Here is a 19,391-nt window from a genome sequence, read left to right as displayed (position 1 = left end):
TCGGCCCATTTAAAAGTTTAAACAAAAAATTAAATCTGATCGGCGTCTGCTTTTTCAATCCGCTCCACGTACTCTTCCTCGCCGGTTTTGGCATTTAAGAAGACGCGATACTGATTGTCTTTGATGGTACCCAAAAACTCATGGCACAATACCGGCTGCCCGTTTTGGTTATAAATCACCGCAAGCCCGTTCTTCTGCACTTTCAAATACGGACTCAGTTTTTTCCTGGCCTCTTCCACCGTCAATTCCGGTTTGGTATCGACCACTTTGAATTGATTAAACACATATTCATCAGCCTGCAGCCCCATGATTTCCCCGTTATCCAACGCCACTTTGACGGCGAGGGTTTGCGGATAAATCATCACTCCGTTCAGCCGGCGGACAAACGTATATGACAAAATGTTGGCCGTTTCATCGTAGGCAACCGGTTCCATGTCCGGATAACCGATCCGTTCCAAAAACTGTTCCGCTTTTCTCAGCGCTTGCTCAGAAGAAATTTGTTTCTTTTTCACCGGCCGGTCAAACACCATCCATACCAGATGGCCTCCTTTGGTGGTCATTTCCGTGTAAACATCGGTGTTACCGGCTCCCTTGTAACGGACACTGTATGTCTCAAAATCTCCGTTTTTGTTTTTCGCCACTTCCATGCCTTTGGTTGTTTTTTTGCCAAAGGCTTTTGCGACAATTTCCCTTGCTTCTTGCGGTGTGATCTTCTTGCCGGAAATTTGATTGGCACGCTCTCTTTCCCGTACTTCCATATTATTCACAGCGGGTCCCCAATCCACTTCCGGGAACTCTTTCACTTTCTGATTCACCAACTTAAAGCCGTCAATAATGGTGCTGTCCATTTTCTTGTCTTCAGTGGCGATCGCCAGTTCGACATCCATCCAGCGCAAGTTGTTGTCCAATACCTTATGTTGCACATTTTGCAACTCATGGGTGATATTTTTGGATTGATTATAAAGTTCTTGCAGTGTGTTCCATTCTTTTTCACTCAAAGGCTCCTTGTTAAAATCGCGAATTCCGACTTGGTAGGCAAAACGCCCTACTTTTGCCAAATATTTTTCAGCCTGGTCAAAAGGAACCAACGTGAGCGGCAATTGTCCGATATCGTTTTGTGCCGCATAGGCCAGTCTCCACACATTGGTCATTGAGGTTGCCAACTGCTTGGGGGATTTCATTGCCAGCGACTTTCCCAATTCCCCGTGCAGACGGTCCAAATTCTCGTTCAAATCATGGAAAGCCCGTTGATAGGAGTTTTCCGCTTTAATCAAAACGGCATTTTTGTCTTGATATTCCTGGTATCCCCAGGCTGCTGTCCCCACCAGGGCCACCAAGGTAATCGGAAACAAAATGGCCGCCACTCTTTTGTACATGAGATCACATCCCCTTTAATCACAGAAAATATGTTTTCCGATTTTCTTTTTTTGCGGACGGGACCAGATCCATTTGGAGGTGGCTGTTTCCGGATTGAAATAATAAACCGCCCCTTCCGCCGGATCCCATCCGTTTATGGCATCCATCACCGCTTTGCGGGCTGTTTCATCCGGTTCCATCCAAATCTGTCCATCCGCCACGGCGGTAAAAGCCCCCGGTTGAAAAATGATCCCGGAGACGGTATCGGGAAAACTTTCACTTTCCAAGCGGTTTAAAATAACCGCGGCGATGGCGACCTGTCCAATATAGGGCTCGCCACGCGCTTCACCGTAAACCGCCTGGCTCAACAGCCGGATTTCATTTTCACTGAATCCTCCACTCGATTTTCCGGCATTTGCCGCATGAACCTGTCCCCGGTCTGCAGAAACCGTACAAACCATCATCAGGATCAGACAAAACCAAACGCTGATCGACACAAACCTTTTCACCGTTTCTTCCTCCGTTTTTCATTTCTTCCAGTAGTTTGAACGGCCAGCCGGTGATTTATGCAATAAGAAAAGAGAGCCATTCGAGCTCTCTTTTTTCAACCGGTTCTTTATTTGTCATCCAATGAGGTATAATCAATTTCAAAATCCGAATCATTATCGCACAAGCATTTCTTAAAGCCTGTCTGCACTTGCCCCTTTTTCATCCTGCCTTTTAAAATAAACCGTTCGCCACATTGATTGCATTGGATTCTGACCATGTATCTTTCGTTTTCCTTCATTCTTTCACCATCCAAACCACTTGATAATCCTATTATTGACAGGGAATACTGGATTCCATACGATAGATTTGGTGTAAGCCGCAAACACGGACGGATGGAAAGGATGTGAACCGCTTGGATCAAAAAGTGGTTGTGATCACAACCGGAGGAACCATCGCCATGTCTCAATCCGATGAGACCGAAGGCGTCAAACCGGAAGATCCGGCAGCATTACAGGACACACTGCCGTTATTGAACAAATATGCAAAAGTGGAAATGGACCATTTCCTGAACCTGCCCAGCCCCCATATCACGCCGGCCATCATGGCTCAAATCGCCGGGCGGGCCAAACACTTCCTGGATCAAAATAACGTGGCGGGGGTCGTCATCACCCACGGAACGGATACCCTGGAAGAAACCGCATACTTCTTGAGTTTGGTCCTTCCCCAAGATAAGCCGGTTGTCATCACGGGTGCCATGCGAAGCCAAAACGAACTGGGTGCCGACGGCCCGTACAATTTGGTCAACGCCGTTCGCGTCGCCTCTAACGAAACAGCCAAAGGCATGGGAACCCTTGTGGTGTTTAATGATGAAATTCATTCCCCCAAAACGGTGACCAAAACGCACACAAGCAATGTTGCAACTTTTCAATCCCCGGGATTGGGCCCTCTTGGCATGATCACAAAAAAAGAAATTTTGTTCCAACGGCAAGCGATCAGTGAAAAACAACTGCCGTTAAAACCCCCGGCGCATCAAGTCGCTCTCATCAAGGCGGTCTCCGGAATGGACAGCTCCTTGATCGAGTGGTCGATTCACCAGGAAATGGACGGGCTGGTCATCGAAGCATTGGGACAAGGCAACCTTCCTCCCATGATGTTACCCGGAATCCGAAAAGCACTTTCCCGCAACATGCCGGTCGTGCTGGTTTCCCGGTGCTTTAACGGAGTGGTGCTCGACACTTATGAATACGAAGGGGGCGGAAAACAATTAAAAGAGATGGGGCTTTTGTTCTGCAACGGGATCAACGGGCCCAAAGCACGGATCAAACTGATGCTGGCCCTTCAACAAACAACCGATCTCAAAGAACTGGAGCCTTACTTTCAAATGTAAAAAAGGCCACATCGTGGTTTCAAAAGGAAAGCGGAGGGGCCTCCCTCCTGAAACCACCACACATGCCTTCATTACACTTTGAATTTCTTCTTCAAATCCTCGGCAATGAACCGTCCGTGGTGTCTTCCGTTTTCAATAAAGATTTTGGTGGAATCATGACCGGTTGTGACCACCCCGGCCAGATAAAATCCGGGCACCGTTGATTCCATCGCTTCGGATAAAACGGGAACACCGGTTTTTGGATTCACTTCCCCTCCCAATCTTTTCAAAAATGTGAGATCGGGCCGGTATCCGGTCATCGCAAACACCACATCAGCCGGAATGGCCATTTTCTCCCCGTTTTTTCGAATCACCACGGAATTTGGCAAAATTTCTTCCACTTCCGATTCCCAAAACATCTCTATGCGTTTCTTTTCAATCGCAGTTTCAATCACCGGGCGCACCCAGGCTTTCACACTGTCGTGAAAAGCTCTTTTGCGGTAAACCATGGTCACCTTGGCTCCGGTATAGTAAAGCTCCAAGGCCACATCAATGGCTGAATTGCGGCCTCCGATGACAACCGCTTTTTGGTCGGCATAGGGATGGGCATCACGAAAATAATGATGGACATGCGGCAACTCTTCACCCGGTATTCCCATCCGCTGGGGATTATCATAATAGCCTGTTGCCAGCACCACCGCTTTCGCCTCGTAACGATGTTGTTCCTCTCTTTTTCGGGTTCGGACCACAAATGCATCCCCGTTCTTTTCAATGTCCAAAACTTCTTCATAAGTATGGATATTTAACTGAAAATATCTGGCCACGGTCCGGTAATAAGCCAACGCCTCGGCGCGGGTCGGTTTTTCATTTATAGTGGTAAAAGGAATTCCCCCGATTTCCAGATTGTCAGCGGAACTGAAAAAAGTCATGGATAACGGATAATGATAAATGGAATTCACCAGACACCCCTTTTCGATGATAAGCGGATCAAATCCTTCCTTCTTCAGTTCAATGCCGGCAGAAATTCCGCAGGGTCCGGCTCCGACAATAATAACATCTGCCAAGTGAACCACCTCCAAAATACATGCAAAAGAAGAACACCCCGCAAAGGGTGTTCTCCAAGTCTTTTATTATACTATACCCAGCCACGAAAACGCGATGCTTCCGCCATATTTCTCACGCCGACCATATAAGCGGCCAAACGCATATCCACATTTCGTGTTTGAGCCGTGCGATATACATTCTCAAACGCTTTCACCATGATTTTTTCCAATTTTTCCTCGACTTCTTCTTCCGTCCAATAATAGCCCTGGTTGTTTTGCACCCATTCAAAATAAGAAACCGTCACACCGCCGGCACTGGCAAGCACATCCGGCACCAACAAAACTCCGCGATCATTCAGGATTTTGGTCGCTTCCAAGGTCGTCGGACCGTTGGCGGCTTCCACCACGATATCCGCCTTGATCCGGTGTGCATTTTTGGCGGTGATTTGATTTCCGACCGCGGCAGGCACCAGGATGTCACAATCCAGCTCCAGCAATTCCTGGTTGGTTATCGTGTCTTTGAACAGATTGGTCACGGTGCCAAATGAATCGCGGCGATCCAGGAGATATTCAATATCCAATCCGTCCGGATCATAAAGGGCTCCATAAGCATCGGAAATCCCGATCACCGTGGCACCGGAATCATGCATGAATTTGGCCAAATAACTGCCCGCATTTCCAAATCCCTGAATCACAACCCGTGCAGTTTTGAGATCAATGTTCCGCTTTTTCGCCGCTTCGCGGATCATCAAAGTCACGCCTTTGGCCGTCGCTGTTTCCCGTCCGCGTGAACCACCGAGCACCAACGGCTTTCCGGTAATAAATCCGGGAGAATCAAATTCACGAATCCGGCTGTATTCATCCATCATCCATGCCATGATTTGCGAGTTGGTGTAAACATCCGGAGCCGGAATGTCTTTGGTGGGACCCACAATCTGACTGATCGCCCTCACGTAGCCGCGGGACAAACGTTCCAATTCCCGAAATGACATATTGCGCGGATCGCAAACCACGCCGCCTTTACCGCCGCCATAAGGAAGGTCGACAATCCCTGCTTTTAAACTCATCCAAATTGACAACGCTTTCACTTCTGTTTCAGTGACATTCGGATGGAAACGGACGCCGCCTTTGGTCGGTCCGACCGAATCATTATGTTGTGCCCGGTATGCAGTGAAAACCTTGACGGACCCGTCGTCCATCCTCACGGGAATCCTAACCGTCAAAACCCTTAACGGCTCTTTCAACAATTCATAAACCGCTTCTGAATAACCTAATTTTTCTAAAGCTTCTTTGATCACGGTTTGCGTGGAAACAAGAACATCCATGTTTTCTTTATCTTCTTGATGACTTTCTGCAACTGATTGTTGTGCCATCCTGACCACCTCAGAAAAAATACTACTTTTCATTCCCTTTAAACATATCTAAGTATACAATATTCCTCAGAAGAACTAAACTCAAAAAACAAGCGCCCTACACCACTACGTTAAACAAAGAAAGGAAAATCATCATGTGTCAAAAAATATTGTACGTATTTGCCCATCCCGATGATGAAACCTTCAGTTGCGGGGGAACCATTTGTCACTTTCATCAATTGGGATACGAACAGATTCTTTTTTGCGCCACCCGTGGCGAAGCCGGCAAAACCGGCAACCCTCCCCTGTGCACGCAGGAAGAGCTGGGGGATGTCCGGACACAGGAACTGAAAAATGCGCTGTCCATTTTGGGAATGGACCGGTTGATCCTTAAAAATTACGGTGACGGACGTTTGGCCGGGCAGCCTTTTTCGACCATCGTCGATGAACTGTGTTCCGTGATGAATGAGATTCGCCCCGATCGGATTATCACCTTCCCACCGTCCGGAATTTCCGGACATCCGGATCATAAAATCATCCAAAAAGCAACACTTACAGCTGTGCAAAATATTTCTTTCCCAACCAAACTTTACTATATTGTCATACCAGAATCAATTGGCCATTTTTATTCCTCTCCCGTTTCCTTTGTACCGGACGAGCATGTAACCGAAAAAGTGGATGTAAGCCCTTACCATCAACAAATCGCCAAAGCACTGGCCGCGCATAAAACCCAGCATCTGTCCGTCGAACGCGTCTTTCCGGGGGTCCTTTCAGGCAAAACCGGCCAGCTGCGAAAATTTGAGCATTTCCAATTGGTTGTGGATAAAACATCATGAAAAGCGCACCCGCCTGAAAACGGGTGCGCATCTATGTCATCCAAAATAATGGGATATTTGTTGAACCGCATGATCTTCACAAACCACTTTCCCGTATTCCTGCAAATAAGGAATGGTACACGTGGACATTTCCCCGAATTCGGACAAGATGGCCACCAAGGTTCCCAAATCATCCGATTGCATCTCTTGCCCGAAAAGGAGATAGTAACGATTTTGAAAAGCGTAAACCTGTCCTCCTTGGGTAAGATGTTTCACGCGATGGGCGGCCTGCACCAAATTTTCAAAGTCATGGAAACAGAAAACCAGGTCCTTTGTTTCCTCCATCGTCACTTCCAGTTCATAGATTTCCGGATCTTGGCTGATTTCCTCCGCCATATCGCCCGGAGCCTGACCACGGGTGACGACAACCACCATCCCCTGTGCAGGCAATGCAAACACTTCCACAGCCACGGGTCCGGTCACTTCAAATCCTAACTCCTGATAGGCATGTTCCATCATGTCATTAAATAACTCGTGCACTTTGGGGATATCCCGCCAAATATCCTCTTTTTCGATCCCGCGATCAGCCAAATCATCCAAAGTGAGGAAAAAGCGGATTTTATCTCCCCCAAGCCGTTCGACACGCATGGCCTACCCTCCCTCGCTGGAGACCTTCCCCTATACCTTATGTGAAAAAAAAGATCATGTGACGGGGCAAAGTCTCCTTTTTCTATATTCATCATACACAATCAACAACTCTCTTGCCTAGATCAGCATATAAAATAATTAAAACATCTTGAAGTGGCTGTCAAGTTTTGAGCTTCCTTCCTCCTTTTGCCCTGTAACGGATGAACAATCCCGAAACAAAGTCGATCAGCCCGTGCGCAATCACGGCGGGAGTGATGTTGCCGAAACATTCCGTTAACCAACCGAGCCCCGCACTGATTGCAAAAACAGCGGCCACCAGCAACCATTTTTTCAAATACCGCGTATGCAAGAGCACAAACACAACACTGGTCATCCAGATCCCCAGCCATTCCTGGAGAACTCCCCGGAAAAACATCTCTTCCGAGACCGCCGCGACCACCGCAATCACAAGAACATGCACCACGGAGCGATTTTCAAACAGCAGTTGATTCAAGCCCCCGTCGTCCAGCCAGCTTTTGGGGACGCAGGCCATGAGCACGGCGTCGATGGACAGAATCAATCCTCCTGCACCGATTCCCCACAACCACATATGTATATCATGAAAGGAGAATAAATGCTCCAGTGATTTCTCTTGCCACCATAAAGCGACGGCACTGATTGCAAATAACAGTAACTGGGTAATATAAAAGGCGAACAGCACTTGCTTCGCCGCAGGTGATGAATCCTTGGAAGCGTGTTCCCTCATGGTCATCCCTCTCAATCCGCTTCTTGCAATTCCAACCAATTCGTTCTAAAATGAGGGTTGGTAGTGGACTTAGCTCATTGGTATTTATTCACGGGAGGAGATTTGTACTTATGCGCACTTGGGTAGATAAAGATACTTGTATTGCTTGTGGTGCTTGCGGAGCAACGGCTCCCGACGTGTATGACTATGACGAAGACGGCATTGCTTATGTGATTCTTGATGACAACACCGGAACCGCTGATGTTCCTGAAGAACTTTGGGAAGATGTCCGCGACGCTCAAGAAGGCTGCCCCACGGACTCCATCAAAGTCGAGGAATAATGCCCACAAGCTACCCGGTTTTTTTCCGGGTAGCTTTTTCATTTTTCAAATTCCTCCAAATACAACCGGACGCGTTGAATTCCCCCTTCAACATTCACCACATCGGAAAACCCTTGTTGGAGCAAATATTGCGCGGCATAGAAGCTGCGGACGCCATGGGCGCATATCACATAAATTTTTTGCTGCTTATTCAGTGCATGAATTTGCTGATGCAATGTCCCCAACGGCATTAACTTCGAGTCTTCCAAATGATAATCATGCCATTCTTCAGGTTCGCGCACATCAATGATCACCATTTCATCCTTCTGTGGCTTTTGGCTTTGAACCTTTTTCGCAAACTCTTTTGCAGAAATTTCACTTATCATATTTACTCCCCTTTTTTATGATTGTAGCATACCCGGGGTGCCTTCTTTATTGCGAATCTGTAAAAAAACGTCTACAATGATGGTTAGGTTATACATACCAAAGGAGGAACAAAGATGTCCAATCCACTCGTAGTTGATGCATTCATTGAAATTCCGACCGGAAGCCAAAACAAATACGAATACGATAAAGAACTTGGCGTATTCCGACTGGACCGGGTTCTTTACTCTCCCATGCATTATCCGACCGAATACGGTTATCTTGAAAACACCCTGGCGGAAGACGGGGATCCGTTGGATATTTTGGTCCTGACTTCGTTCCCGACCTTCCCGGGTTGCGTGATTTCCAGCCGGGTGATTGGCGTGTTGCTGATGTCGGATGACAAAGGACCGGATGAAAAATTATTGGCCGTTCCGGTTGACGATCCCCGTTTTGACAAAGTCAACTCCTTGGAAGACGTGGCTCCCCATGTGTTGAAAGAGATCGAACACTTCTTCCAGGTTTACAAAGACCTCGAAAACAAAGAGACCAAGATCGAAGGTTGGAAAGATGCCGACTTTGCGGCTCAACTTTATGAAGAATGTCAAAAACGGTATCAAGAAAATAAATAACGCTTATTGAAAAAGCACCTGAAAGGATCAGGTGCTTTTTTTGTGCCTCCTGTTGCCCGTTCAATTTGTTTGTTATATTATATATATAACATATAGAATAAACGGAAGGTGGTGGAAAGGTGCAAATTTTTTTGGACTTTGAATCAGATGAACCGATTTATTTGCAGTTAAAGCATCAGATCATCGCCGGGATCGCCAAAAAAGAATTAAAACCGGGCGACCGCCTTCCTTCGGTAAGAGCCCTGGCTGCTGACATCGGAATCAACCTGCACACGGTCAATAAAGCTTACCAACAGTTAAAACAGGAAGGCTTCATCTTGATTCACAGACAAAAGGGCGTGGTCGTTCATCCGGAAGGGGTTCCGGAAGCGGATGAAGCATACCGGACAAAACTGGAACAAGCCCTTTCTCCCCTGATCGCCGAATCCGTGTGCCGCGGAATCGGGGAAAAGGAATTTCAACAGCTTTGCAGACGCTTGTTTCAAAAATTCACCGACAGGGAAGGTGACAACCCGTGAGTACAAGTGTGTTACTGATGTGCCTCATCATGATTCCCGTATTGATTTCCCTTTGTTTCATTCCCTATTGGACCAGACGGACAGAAAGTTTTGGCGTCTCCATCCCGGAAAAAGCTTATCATCTTCCGGAACTTAAAAAGATGCGCAAGCAATACGCCTGGATCATGGCCGGTATCGGATTGGCCGTCCTTGCCATGTTTGTTCCGGGATCCATGGTATTAAACGACGAGGAATCGCTCGGCCTTTGGTTTGTTTTTCTTCTTCTTTTTTATCTGGCTGCCCACTTTCTGGCTTACTTAATCTTTCACCGAAAAATGAAAGCATTGAAACAACAGGCCGATTGGGGAAAAGAGAAAAAACAGATGGTGGTCGTGGATACCAGCTTTCGCCAAGAAAAGCTGACTTACTCCCATTTATGGTTTTTGATTCCCTTTTCCCTGACGCTGGCCACTTTGATCTTTTTAATCCATTTTTATGAACGGATCCCGGAAAAGATCCCCATGCAATATGACTTTAACGGAAAGGTAACCCGCTATGCGGAAAAATCTTACCGGACGGTTCTCTTTCCACCGGTGATGCAAGTCTATTTAACCCTGTTGTTTTTATGGATCAACATCATGATCGGCAAAGCCAAACAACAAATCAGCGCGGAAAACCCGGGAAAATCCATCCGGCAAAATGTGATTTTCCGGCGCAGATGGTCCCTTTTCACCATCCTTTCCGGAACCGCTGTGGTTTCGATGTTCTCTCTGTCATCCTTTTCATGGATTCACCCGGTTTCCGCGGGACCGGTGACTGCCGTTTCACTTGTCATTACCATCGGAATTTTGATCGCCGCACTTCTCATATCCTTTACAACGGGACAAGGAGGAAGCCGGGTCAAAGCGGTTTCCGGCAAAAACGGGGACATGATCAACCGGGATGATGACCAATACTGGAAGCTCGGACAGTTTTACTTTAATAAAAACGATCCGGCAATTTTTGTGGAAAAACGCTTCGGGATCGGCTGGACCAATAATTGGGCTCATCCGCTTTCCTGGATCTTCATCCTTCTTGTCATCGGTCTTGCGTTTGCCATTACCTATTTTTTTGGAAATTGACAAAAGGTCAGGGAACCTGTGTCCCTGACCTTTTTCATGCCTGCCGGATCAATCCCAACTGCCGGGATAATTCATAGTGCAAGGATTGCCGCTCGCCTTGAAACCGCACCAGAATTTTTCTGCCGGGAGCCACCCCTTCAATGGGAACAACATCTTCAATGACCCCGGTTCCGAACCGGGTATGGTGAATCTGCATGCCGATGGTGATTTCTTCATGGATAAATCGCATTTGCGGTTGTTTTTTCAGATCGGACAGTTTTACAGGGGAAGCGGATTCCGGCTTCTTTTCCGTTCCCCCTTGTGCCCTCCGGTTTTCCCCGGTGATTCCGATGTCTTTTAAAAACGGGGAAGGAGCGGTTCTTTTCCCCTGCCTGGTTTTGGCCGAAGACAAAATCAGTTCTTTTCGCGCACGGGTCATTCCCACATACAACAAGCGCCGTTCTTCTTCCCAAGCGGCACTTTTCCGTTCCTCCGCCACCTGAAGGCTCCGGTGATGCGGAAGGGTTTGCGCCTGTAAACCGATAATGAAAACCCGGTCAAACTCCAGCCCTTTGGATCGGTGAAGCGTCATCAACTTGATTTTGGCCGTGTCGGGATTGCTACGTTTCAACGCTTCTTCCACTTTTTCCGCATGCGCGAGCATCTCCGTGAGATCAGAAAAACTTTCCGCGGCGACCATCAGTTCATCCAACGGTTCGATCAACTGCTCGAGATCCGCCCCCGTTTCCTTCGCAAATGCTTCCAAATACCGGTCATATCCCGTTTGAAACCGCAAATGCCGGATCGCTTCAACCGGTGAGCATGCCTGAATTTCGCGCAGATCTTTTCCCAGCTTGTCCAAATGGCGGACCTGATACGGTTCCAGTCCCGGCAACGCCGGTAATGTATCCACCAGCGACCGCCCGCTTTTTTTGGACAGGAACCAGCATGCATCGATCCATTCTTCTTGAAACAAGTAACGTTTGGGTTTGTTGATGATGCGGATCAAGGCATCCAGATCATCCGGATCATTGACAAGACGAAAATAAGAAAACAGATCTTGGATCTGCCACCGGCGGTAAAAAGAAAATTCCCCTGACATATAAAAAGAGATGCCCTTTCGTACCAACGCATCGACCAAAGCGCGTGCCTGAGTGGCGGTTCGAAACAATACCGCCGTGTCGGTGCCGTCCTGGATCCGGAAAAGAATCCGTTCAGCTTCTTCATTCTCGTCTTCCGGCTCCATCCATTCCACGTCCGCTCCGTCCTTCCCCAGTCCATGCCGGACTTTGGCCTGTCTGAAGCGGTTTTTTTGGATCAAACGTTCACTGGCTTGAATGATCGGATCGGCGGACCGGTAGTTGGTGGTCAAGATCAATCGCTTCAAATCGGGAAAATCTTTTTTTAATTGCAGCATGATTTCCGGATCGCTTCCCCGGAATCCATAAATGGATTGATCATCGTCCCCGACGGCATACAACAGGCGGTGCCTGGAAGCCAACCGGACCAGAATATCGTATTGAATCCGGTTGATATCCTGAAACTCATCCACCAATATATGTATCAACCGTTCTTGCCACCGCGCAAGAAACTCCGGTTTTTTCACCTGATGGTACATCGCCAGCAAAATATCATCATAATCCCAATAATCCTGCTCCCGTTTCCATGCTTCGTATAAAGAATAAATTTCCCGAAACAAGATGTTTTTTTGCTTTTGGACTTTCATTCTGGCCGGAAGAATGGCATGCGCTTTACATAATCCGATTTGCTGAAGATAAGTGCCGATCGTGTCATCATCGGTGGGCTGGTTCAGTTGGGACAAGATGTTGCGGATGGCTTCTTTTTGCCTGCCGTCTTTCAACAAGGGAGGAATTCTCATGCCGCTATCCTTTAACATCAAAAGAAACAAAGAATGAAACGTTCCGATCCACAGTTTGTCCGTTTCCACGGGATTCACTTCCTGTAAACGGCTTTTCATCTCTCGTGCCGCTGCCCGGGTGAACGTCACCACCATGATCTGTCCGGGCGGTGTTCCCTGTTCCATCAAATATAAGATTCTTCTTGTCAGCACCGTCGTTTTTCCGCTCCCCGGCCCGGCAAACACCACGGTCGGCTGGCAGGGTACCGTTACGGCCTCTTGTTGTTTGTCATTCAATCCGGACAAAATGTATTTCGTTCCGCTGATCCCCACCGCTTCTCCTCCTTTCCTCCGGATCGCCATCGACACAACTGAATAATTCAATGTTAACACAAACCTTTTTTTCTATGCCTCAACATTTTTCTTCTTTACGGGTTGACAGTACTTCCCCGCCATGTTACATTATTTATCAAAATTCAGATGATTAAAGCGATGAAGGAGCCAAGCATCAGCCGGCAAACTCTCAGAGAGCCGATGTTTGCTGCGAATCGGCAGTTTGCCCGATGTGGAGCACTCCTGAGCGGTCTGCTGAAAGAATGAGTAGGCAGATCCGGATGATCCGTTACATCATGAGTCCTTTTCGGACTTGATGAGGCAATTGGTGCGAACCAATTGCGAACGAGGGTGGCACCACGGACCTTACGTCCCTCACCTGTTGCCACAGGTGTGGGGATGTAAGGTTTTTTTTATTGACTTTCACCTTGGATAGGAGGAGATCTTCATGCCATTGAAAGACAAATATCATCTTCGCATTCCCGGTCCGACACCCGTTCCGCCTCAAGTCCAGCGCGCCATGACACAGCCGGTGATCGGGCACCGGAGCCGCCTGGCTTCCCAATTGATTCATGAATGTTCCGAGCGGCTGAAACCCATCTTCGGGACCGGACAGCAACCACTCATTGTGGCAGGCAGCGGAACTTCGGCTTTGGAAGCGGCTGTCGTCAACACCTTATCCCCCGGGGATGAAGCCATTGTCGTGGTCACCGGTGCATTCGGCGACCGCTTTGCCAAAATCGTCGAAAAATACGAGATCGATTTGCATCGCTTGGATATTCCCTGGGGAAAAGCATGCGAACCGGAGCAACTGGCTGACTTCTTAAAGAAACATCCCGGCGCCAAAAGCGTCTTTCTGACTTATTGCGAAACATCCACCGGCGTTTTGAATCCCGTTCCGGAACTGGCCCGAACCGTCCGGCAACATTCCGATGCCTTGGTGATCGTTGACGGCGTCAGCTGTGTCGGGGCGGTTCCCTGCCAAATGGATGATTGGGGAGTCGACATCATGGTGACCGGTTCCCAAAAAGCACTGATGCTGCCTCCGGGGCTTGCTTTTCTTGCCGTGAGCGAACGCGCATGGCAAGTGATTGCCGGCAACCGGCAACCCCGTTTTTACTTGGATCTGGAAGCGTATCGCCGGAAACTGGAACAGGAGGACACCACTCCTTTCACCGCTGCCGTCTCCCTATTATACGGTTTGAAAGAGTCTTTGTCCCTTTTGGAAGAAGAAGGATTTGAAAATGTATGCTCCCGGCATGAACGTCTCAAAAACATTACCCGCGCCGGCATCCGGGCTTCCGGCCTGACCTTGATGGCCGATGATCGCCACGCTTCCCCGACTGTCACCTCCATCGATGCGTCGCAAGAGAAGTGGGATGTGGAAGCGTTCCGAAAAAAATTGCAAAGCCACGGTTTTTATGTTGCCGGCGGACAACAACACCTGAAGGGGAAAATCTTCCGAATCGGGCACATGGGTTACTGTGACGAGTGGGATATCCTGACGGTTCTTGCTGCCGTTGAAGTCACTCTTTCGCAAATGGGACAACCCGTTGAACCGGGAATGGCCACCAAAGCAGCACAAGAGGTGATGATGAATGTTTAAAGTATTGATCACCGATCCGATCAGCGACCAAGGGATTGAAAAATTACAACAATCCCCGGATATTCAAGTAATCCAAAAATCAAAATTATCCCGAGAAGAACTGCTTACAGCCATCGAAGATGCCGATGCCCTTTTGGTTCGCAGCCAAACCAAAGTAACCGCCGAAGTCATCGATAAAGCCCGGCGTTTGAAAGTGATCGCACGTGCCGGGGTCGGTGTGGACAACATCGATGTCCATGCCGCCACACAAAAAGGAATCATAGTGGTCAACGCTCCGGACGGCAATACGATATCCACCGCTGAACATACGTTTGCCATGTTGTTGTCATTGGCCCGCAATATTCCGCAAGCGTACCATTCCCTGCTGCAAGGCAAATGGTTGCGCAAAAAGTATGTGGGAACGGAATTGAACGGAAAAAACCTCAGCATCATCGGACTCGGACGGATCGGATCGGAACTTGCCAAACGCGCCAAAGCATTCCGGATGAACGTGATCGCATACGATCCTTACCTGTCCAAAGACCGGGCTGAAAAATTGGGCGTCACCAAAGCCGGGTTGGAAGAAGCGATCGAAAAAGGCGATTTCATCACGGTACACACGCCGTTGACCAAAGAAACCAAACACTTGATCAATCATGACATGTTTTCCAAAATGAAAGATGGTGTCCGGATCTTAAACTGTGCCCGGGGCGGGATCATCGATGAGGAAGCCCTGTACCAGGCCATTTTGGACGGAAAAGTGGCCGGAGCCGCACTGGATGTGTTTGAGTCGGAACCGCCCGAGGATCATCCGCTTCTTTCCCTGCCTCAGGTGATCGCGACTCCGCATCTGGGAGCCTCCACCGTCGAAGCCCAAGAAAATGTGGCACTGGACGTTGCGGAAGAAGTGCTTCACATCCTGCGTGGGGAACCCTTTAAAAATGCCGTCAATCTGCCATCCGTCCCCGCCGAACTGAGACAAAAACTGCTTCCGTATCAAGAATTGGCCGAAAAGCTGGGAAAATTCGTCTCCCAGATCAGCAACGGCGCCCTGTCGCAAATCACCATCACCTATGGGGGGGAAGTGGCTGAACTGGATGTTTTCCCACTGACCCGCACGGTATTAAAAGGAGTGCTTTCCCATTACTTATCCAATGTAAATGATGTCAATGCCCCCCATCTCGCAAAAAAACGCGGCGTTCAAATCGTGGAACAAAAAACGATGGCAAGCCATGGTTTCACGCAATATATCCGGGTTGAAGTGCATACCTCCAAAGAAATCCGCAGTGTGGCGGGAACCCTGTTAAACGGCTTTGGGCCCCGCATTACCAAGGTGGACGATTATCCGGTGGATGTCACCCCCAAAGGGCATCTCCTGTTTATTCAGCACCAGGATTTGCCCGGGGTCATCGGACGGGTTGGAACGTTGCTTGGAAGCGAAGATGTCAACATTGCAACCATGCAAGTGGGGCGGCTGGGAATCGGCGGCCAAGCCATCATGATTCTTCGAATTGACAAACCGCTGACCAAAAACCTGATTGATTTGATTCTGCAAATCGATAACATTCAATCTTTGCATGAAATTGATTTATAATAGAGATTCAGAATCAATGTGTCAGGATTGGAGGAAAACGGTATGGAAGCGGAGCAAAAAATCGCCATTGTGACAGGTGCAAGCAAAGGATTGGGCGCTGCCATCGCCCGACGCCTGGCCAAAGAAAACATCAAAGTTATTGCCACGGCCCGCAGCACCGAAAAACTGAATGAATTGGCCGGGGAGTTCCAAGGCACCATCGATCCCGTCGCTTGCGATGTCACAGATTCCCGCCAAGTCAAAAAAGTCATGGATGATACTATCGAAAAGTACGGCCGGCTGGATATCCTGATCAACAACGCCGGTCTCGGATATTTTTCGCCCGTGGAAGAATTAAGTGAAGAAGAATGGGACGAAATGATGAATGTCAATTTGAAGGGCGCTTTTCTTCATTGTAAATATGCCATTCCCCATTTGAAAAAGACCGAAGGGCACATTGTCAATATTTCCAGCATCGCCGGAACCGAGGCATTTGCTTCCGGAGCCGGATATTGCGCATCCAAATTCGGATTGATGGCATTGACCGATGCACTGACGCTCGAATTAAAACCTCATCAAGTCAAAGTATCGGCTCTTTGCCCGGGGTCGATCAAAACCAACTTTAACAACTACAAAGAATACGCCATGGAAGCGGAACAAGTGGCCGAAGCGGTATGGACCATTGTTTCAGCACCCAAAGGGGTGATTTACAATCAGATTTTGATGCGCCCCTTGGTTCCCAAAGCGTTCCAAAAGTAACTTCCTTCCCATAAAAAAAGCACGGATCCTTAAGATCCGTGCTTTTTCTTCAGCCGATAAAAAATTCATTATTCTCTTCGATCCGAAGCGGCAATTCAATCATAAACACCGTTCCCTTTCCGGTCTCGCTTTTGACAGAAACATTGCCTCCATGCGCATCCACCAGGTGTTTGACAATCGACAAACCGATTCCGGTTCCTCCGGATTGGCCCCGGGTCCGGGCTTTGTCCGCTTTATAGAAGCGCTCAAACACAAAGGGCAAATCTTCTTCCGGAATTCCCGAACCGGTATCTTCCACATCGATGTTCACTTTTCCGTCTTCGACACCGACGTGTACATAGACGTTTCCTCCACTCGGAGTATGGCGGATCGCATTGTCGATCAGATTGGTCAAAACCTGCTCAATTTTATCTTCATCCCAATAGACAACCGGTTGCGATTCTTCTTTGAAAACGGCAGCCAACTGAACATTGCTCTCCTTCGCCATTCCCTGGAATTTGCGGATCACGCGCTGGATAAACTCATCCAGAGGAACTTCCGTGGGAGCGATTTGAATATGCCCGGATTCAATACGGGCAAGGTCGAGCAATTCACGGACCAGACGGCTCATCCGTTGAGACTCTTCATTGATCACTTTCGCCAATTCCCGGCGCTCTTCCGGTGTGTCGGCAATGTCATCCATCAAAGCTTCACTGTAACCTTGCAACATTTGCAACGGGGTTCTCAGCTCATGAGAAACATTGGCAACAAAATCTTTTCTGAGTTTGTCCAATCTTCTCTCTTCCGTGACATCCCTCAACACTGCCACCACCCCGCGCACCTGGTCCCCGGTATCGGTGTAAAGCGGGGACATGACCACCACCCATGTCCGTCCCCGGGCGGTGATATCCCCGGTATATTCTTTATGGTCGTCGGTCACTTGTCTGAAAAGATCTTGCAACGGCTTGGGCAAAGCATCTTTGGGGGTGTCATCTTTCCACTGCGCGAGAAAACGGTCGGCAATGGGGTTGGTCAAAATGATTTTTCCATATTTACTGATGGTCAAAACGCCATCCGACATACTTTTTAAAATGCTTGCCAATTGTTCTTTTTCTTGTGACAGCTGATGAATCGAGTCTTCCAGTTGGGAGGCCATCCGGTTAAACGTCATCGATAACTCGGCAATTTCGTCCCGTTCATGATAGCGGACCGGAACCCGGGTGGAAAACTCTCCGCGCGCCATTTTTTCCACCGCTTTTTTCATCTGCACCAACGGAAGGGAAATCCGGGTTGACAAGAAAAAGGCAAAAATGGTCGTCAACACAATGCCGATCAGCGAAGAGTAAAAAATCCACCGTTTGATGTCCGTCTCGCTCAACTGTTCCTGGGTTTGATAAAGCACGATCGCACCCACCGTTTTGTCGTTGACAATATGCGGAACGGCAACAAGCAAGACGTCATTTTTAAAGAACGGAAAATTTCCCGGATCGGACTTTACCCGGACTTTTCCCTGAATAAAAAGCGTTTCGCCTTTTAGCACCCGGTTTAAATCATCTTGCGATAAAACTTCCTGCCAGGGAACGTTCGGCACATGGGGAGAAACCCCGTAGTTGCTCACCGATCCGCTGGCATCCAACGTGACGATATATGTATGGAAAAGTTCAGAGACTTGCAGGACATTATTCAGATACTGGATATGATCATATCCGGGTTGATTAAACTTTTTCTGAATCTCTCCAGCAAGTTGCTCCAAACTTTTCTTCTGGTCACGAACATAAGTTTTCTCCACTTGTTCATTCAAAAAGAGATTTAACAGCACCAACACCAAGGAAACAAGAATGATGATGGTGATCCACAGCTTGCCGACTACACTTCTCCAAATCACTCTTTCGGCACCTCTAGTTTGTAACCGACTCCCCACACCGTGGTGATCATCTTCGCCGCTTTGGTGGAAGCGCGGTTCAGTTTTTCACGCAATCGTTTTACGTGTGTGTCAACCGTGCGCAAATCCCCAAAAAATTCATAATGCCATACATCCCTCAACAACTGTTCCCGGGTAAAAACCTTATCGGGAGATTTGGCCAAATAATAAAGCAGCTCATATTCTTTCGGTGTCAATTGGATCTTTTTGCCGCCCGCTTTGACTTCATGGGCATCATGATCAATTGTCAGTTCAGGAAACACAATCACATTATGCGTTTCAATATTGGTGGTCAAGAAGGCAGTCGCCGAGGCCCGGCGCAACACCGCTTTCACCCGGTGTACCAATTCCCGGGGGCTGAACGGCTTGACCACGTAATCATCGGTTCCGGATTCAAACCCTTCCACACGGTTGGCTTCTTCTCCCCGGGCCGTCAGCATAATCACGGGCGTTGCTTTTTTCTTTCGCAATTCGGCACAAACATCCAATCCGTCCATCCCCGGCAACATCAAATCCAGCAAAATCAGGTCATAGTTTTTATCCAGCGCCATTTGCAAAGCTTTTTCGCCATCTTCCGCTTCTTCGATTAAATAGCCTTCTCTTTCCAGATACATGCGAAGCAACCGACGAATGCGGTCTTCATCATCCACCACCAGAATCTGATACTGTTTGTCCAAG

18 protein-coding genes, 1 pseudogene and 1 other annotated feature are annotated in these 19,391 nt (G+C 48.3%); of the genes and pseudogenes, 9 read left to right on the top strand and 10 right to left on the bottom strand.

Features of this window, described 5'->3' with window-relative positions:
- Positions 1-29: 29 nt before the first annotated feature.
- Positions 30-1,376 (bottom strand): germination protein YpeB, encoded by a 1,347-nt coding sequence (ypeB, locus tag ATH33_RS03200; protein WP_049719987.1) that lies wholly within the window; start codon positions 1,374-1,376, stop codon positions 30-32.
- A 15-nt stretch (positions 1,377-1,391) separates the two neighbouring features.
- Positions 1,392-1,754, bottom strand: a pseudogene (locus tag ATH33_RS03195) (cell wall hydrolase); the annotation flags it as partial.
- Between the two features lie 503 nt (positions 1,755-2,257).
- Here ATH33_RS03195 and ATH33_RS03190 point away from each other — a divergent pair.
- On the top strand, positions 2,258-3,232 hold the full coding sequence (locus ATH33_RS03190; protein WP_121874047.1) for an asparaginase: 975 nt from the start codon (positions 2,258-2,260) through the stop codon (positions 3,230-3,232).
- 71 nt (positions 3,233-3,303) lie between these two features.
- Here the strand turns inward: ATH33_RS03190 and ATH33_RS03185 are convergent, their stop codons facing one another.
- A complete protein-coding gene (locus ATH33_RS03185) occupies positions 3,304-4,275 on the bottom strand; it encodes a YpdA family putative bacillithiol disulfide reductase (RefSeq protein ID WP_121874046.1) in 972 nt (323 codons plus the stop codon).
- Positions 4,276-4,346: 71 nt separating this feature from the next.
- Positions 4,347-5,627, bottom strand: a complete 1,281-nt coding sequence (locus ATH33_RS03180) for a Glu/Leu/Phe/Val family dehydrogenase (RefSeq protein ID WP_062842968.1) — start codon at positions 5,625-5,627, stop codon at positions 4,347-4,349.
- Between the two features lie 134 nt (positions 5,628-5,761).
- Between ATH33_RS03180 and ATH33_RS03175 the strand changes: the two genes are divergently transcribed.
- A complete protein-coding gene (locus ATH33_RS03175; protein WP_049719983.1) occupies positions 5,762-6,442 on the top strand; it encodes a PIG-L deacetylase family protein in 681 nt (226 codons plus the stop codon).
- 36 nt (positions 6,443-6,478) lie between these two features.
- Here the strand turns inward: ATH33_RS03175 and ATH33_RS03170 are convergent, their stop codons facing one another.
- Together ATH33_RS03170 and ATH33_RS03165 are read right to left on the bottom strand one after the other, a co-directional pair.
- Positions 6,479-7,069: a genetic competence negative regulator gene (locus ATH33_RS03170; RefSeq protein WP_037997674.1), complete on the bottom strand. Its 591-nt coding sequence runs from the start codon at positions 7,067-7,069 to the stop codon at positions 6,479-6,481.
- 160 nt (positions 7,070-7,229) lie between these two features.
- Entirely contained in the window at positions 7,230-7,814 is a 585-nt protein-coding gene (locus tag ATH33_RS03165; protein ID WP_049719982.1) for a CPBP family intramembrane glutamic endopeptidase, read from the bottom strand.
- Between the two features lie 110 nt (positions 7,815-7,924).
- On the opposite strand from ATH33_RS03165, the gene ATH33_RS03160 reads away from it, so the two are divergent.
- Positions 7,925-8,134, top strand: a complete 210-nt coding sequence (locus ATH33_RS03160) for a ferredoxin (protein WP_037997672.1) — start codon at positions 7,925-7,927, stop codon at positions 8,132-8,134.
- 38 nt (positions 8,135-8,172) lie between these two features.
- Here the strand turns inward: ATH33_RS03160 and ATH33_RS03155 are convergent, their stop codons facing one another.
- The gene (locus ATH33_RS03155) at positions 8,173-8,499 is read right to left on the bottom strand and encodes a rhodanese-like domain-containing protein (RefSeq protein ID WP_037997669.1); all 327 of its coding nucleotides are present in this window, start codon (positions 8,497-8,499) and stop codon (positions 8,173-8,175) included.
- 114 nt (positions 8,500-8,613) lie between these two features.
- On the opposite strand from ATH33_RS03155, the gene ATH33_RS03150 reads away from it, so the two are divergent.
- From ATH33_RS03150 to ATH33_RS03140, 3 genes are all read left to right on the top strand, one after another.
- Positions 8,614-9,108, top strand: a complete 495-nt coding sequence (locus ATH33_RS03150; protein WP_037997666.1) for an inorganic diphosphatase — start codon at positions 8,614-8,616, stop codon at positions 9,106-9,108.
- Between the two features lie 119 nt (positions 9,109-9,227).
- On the top strand, positions 9,228-9,626 hold the full coding sequence (locus tag ATH33_RS03145; RefSeq protein ID WP_037997663.1) for a GntR family transcriptional regulator: 399 nt from the start codon (positions 9,228-9,230) through the stop codon (positions 9,624-9,626).
- Entirely contained in the window at positions 9,623-10,726 is a 1,104-nt protein-coding gene (locus ATH33_RS03140) for a DUF1648 domain-containing protein (protein WP_037997661.1), read from the top strand. Before ATH33_RS03145 ends, ATH33_RS03140 begins: the two co-directional genes overlap by 4 nt.
- Before the next feature lie 34 nt (positions 10,727-10,760).
- Here the strand turns inward: ATH33_RS03140 and ATH33_RS03135 are convergent, their stop codons facing one another.
- Positions 10,761-12,947, bottom strand: a complete 2,187-nt coding sequence (locus ATH33_RS03135) for an ATP-dependent helicase (protein WP_147437060.1) — start codon at positions 12,945-12,947, stop codon at positions 10,761-10,763.
- A 99-nt stretch (positions 12,948-13,046) separates the two neighbouring features.
- Positions 13,047-13,275, top strand: a binding site (T-box leader).
- 69 nt (positions 13,276-13,344) lie between these two features.
- Between ATH33_RS03135 and ATH33_RS03130 the strand changes: the two genes are divergently transcribed.
- Genes ATH33_RS03130 through ATH33_RS03120 form a run of 3 tightly spaced genes read left to right on the top strand, consistent with a single transcriptional unit; the run spans position 13,345 to position 16,813 of the window.
- Complete coding sequence (locus tag ATH33_RS03130; RefSeq protein WP_037997655.1) at positions 13,345-14,502, top strand: pyridoxal-phosphate-dependent aminotransferase family protein; 1,158 nt, start codon at positions 13,345-13,347, stop codon at positions 14,500-14,502.
- Entirely contained in the window at positions 14,495-16,075 is a 1,581-nt protein-coding gene (serA, locus tag ATH33_RS03125) for a phosphoglycerate dehydrogenase (RefSeq protein WP_037997651.1), read from the top strand. The genes ATH33_RS03130 and serA overlap by 8 nt, the downstream gene beginning before the upstream one ends.
- A gap of 42 nt (positions 16,076-16,117) precedes the next feature.
- Positions 16,118-16,813, top strand: coding sequence for an SDR family oxidoreductase (locus ATH33_RS03120; protein WP_037997551.1), 696 nt, complete (start codon positions 16,118-16,120; stop codon positions 16,811-16,813).
- Positions 16,814-16,862: 49 nt separating this feature from the next.
- On the opposite strand, the gene ATH33_RS03115 is transcribed toward ATH33_RS03120, so the two are convergent.
- Together ATH33_RS03115 and ATH33_RS03110 are read right to left on the bottom strand one after the other, a co-directional pair.
- The gene (locus ATH33_RS03115; protein ID WP_049719978.1) at positions 16,863-18,677 is read right to left on the bottom strand and encodes an ATP-binding protein; all 1,815 of its coding nucleotides are present in this window, start codon (positions 18,675-18,677) and stop codon (positions 16,863-16,865) included.
- Positions 18,674-19,390: a response regulator transcription factor gene (locus tag ATH33_RS03110; RefSeq protein WP_037997548.1), complete on the bottom strand. Its 717-nt coding sequence runs from the start codon at positions 19,388-19,390 to the stop codon at positions 18,674-18,676. The genes ATH33_RS03115 and ATH33_RS03110 overlap by 4 nt, the downstream gene beginning before the upstream one ends.
- Between the last annotated feature and the right edge of the window lies 1 nt (position 19,391).

Source organism: Thermoactinomyces vulgaris, assembly GCF_003688725.1.
In the GTDB taxonomy this organism is placed as follows: Bacteria; Bacillota; Bacilli; order Thermoactinomycetales; family Thermoactinomycetaceae; genus Thermoactinomyces; species Thermoactinomyces vulgaris.
The sequence above is the reverse complement of the archived record's forward strand: the minus strand, read 5'-3'. Positions and strand labels throughout refer to the sequence as shown.

Bases quoted from the DNA above. Each gene is read 5' to 3' on its own strand.
- ATH33_RS03165 (WP_049719982.1), bottom strand. From the start codon at position 7,814: ATGAGGGAACACGCTTCCAAGGATTCATCACCTGCGGCGAAGCAAGTG.
- ypeB (WP_049719987.1), bottom strand. From the start codon at position 1,376: ATGTACAAAAGAGTGGCGGCCATTTTGTTTCCGATTACCTTGGTGGCC.
- ATH33_RS03160 (WP_037997672.1), top strand. From the start codon at position 7,925: ATGCGCACTTGGGTAGATAAAGATACTTGTATTGCTTGTGGTGCTTGC.
- ATH33_RS03120 (WP_037997551.1), top strand. From the start codon at position 16,118: ATGGAAGCGGAGCAAAAAATCGCCATTGTGACAGGTGCAAGCAAAGGA.
- ATH33_RS03150 (WP_037997666.1), top strand. From the start codon at position 8,614: ATGTCCAATCCACTCGTAGTTGATGCATTCATTGAAATTCCGACCGGA.
- ATH33_RS03170 (WP_037997674.1), bottom strand. From the start codon at position 7,069: ATGCGTGTCGAACGGCTTGGGGGAGATAAAATCCGCTTTTTCCTCACT.
- ATH33_RS03175 (WP_049719983.1), top strand. From the start codon at position 5,762: ATGTGTCAAAAAATATTGTACGTATTTGCCCATCCCGATGATGAAACC.
- ATH33_RS03180 (WP_062842968.1), bottom strand. From the start codon at position 5,627: ATGGCACAACAATCAGTTGCAGAAAGTCATCAAGAAGATAAAGAAAAC.
- ATH33_RS03155 (WP_037997669.1), bottom strand. From the start codon at position 8,499: ATGATAAGTGAAATTTCTGCAAAAGAGTTTGCGAAAAAGGTTCAAAGC.
- serA (WP_037997651.1), top strand. From the start codon at position 14,495: ATGTTTAAAGTATTGATCACCGATCCGATCAGCGACCAAGGGATTGAA.
- ATH33_RS03130 (WP_037997655.1), top strand. From the start codon at position 13,345: ATGCCATTGAAAGACAAATATCATCTTCGCATTCCCGGTCCGACACCC.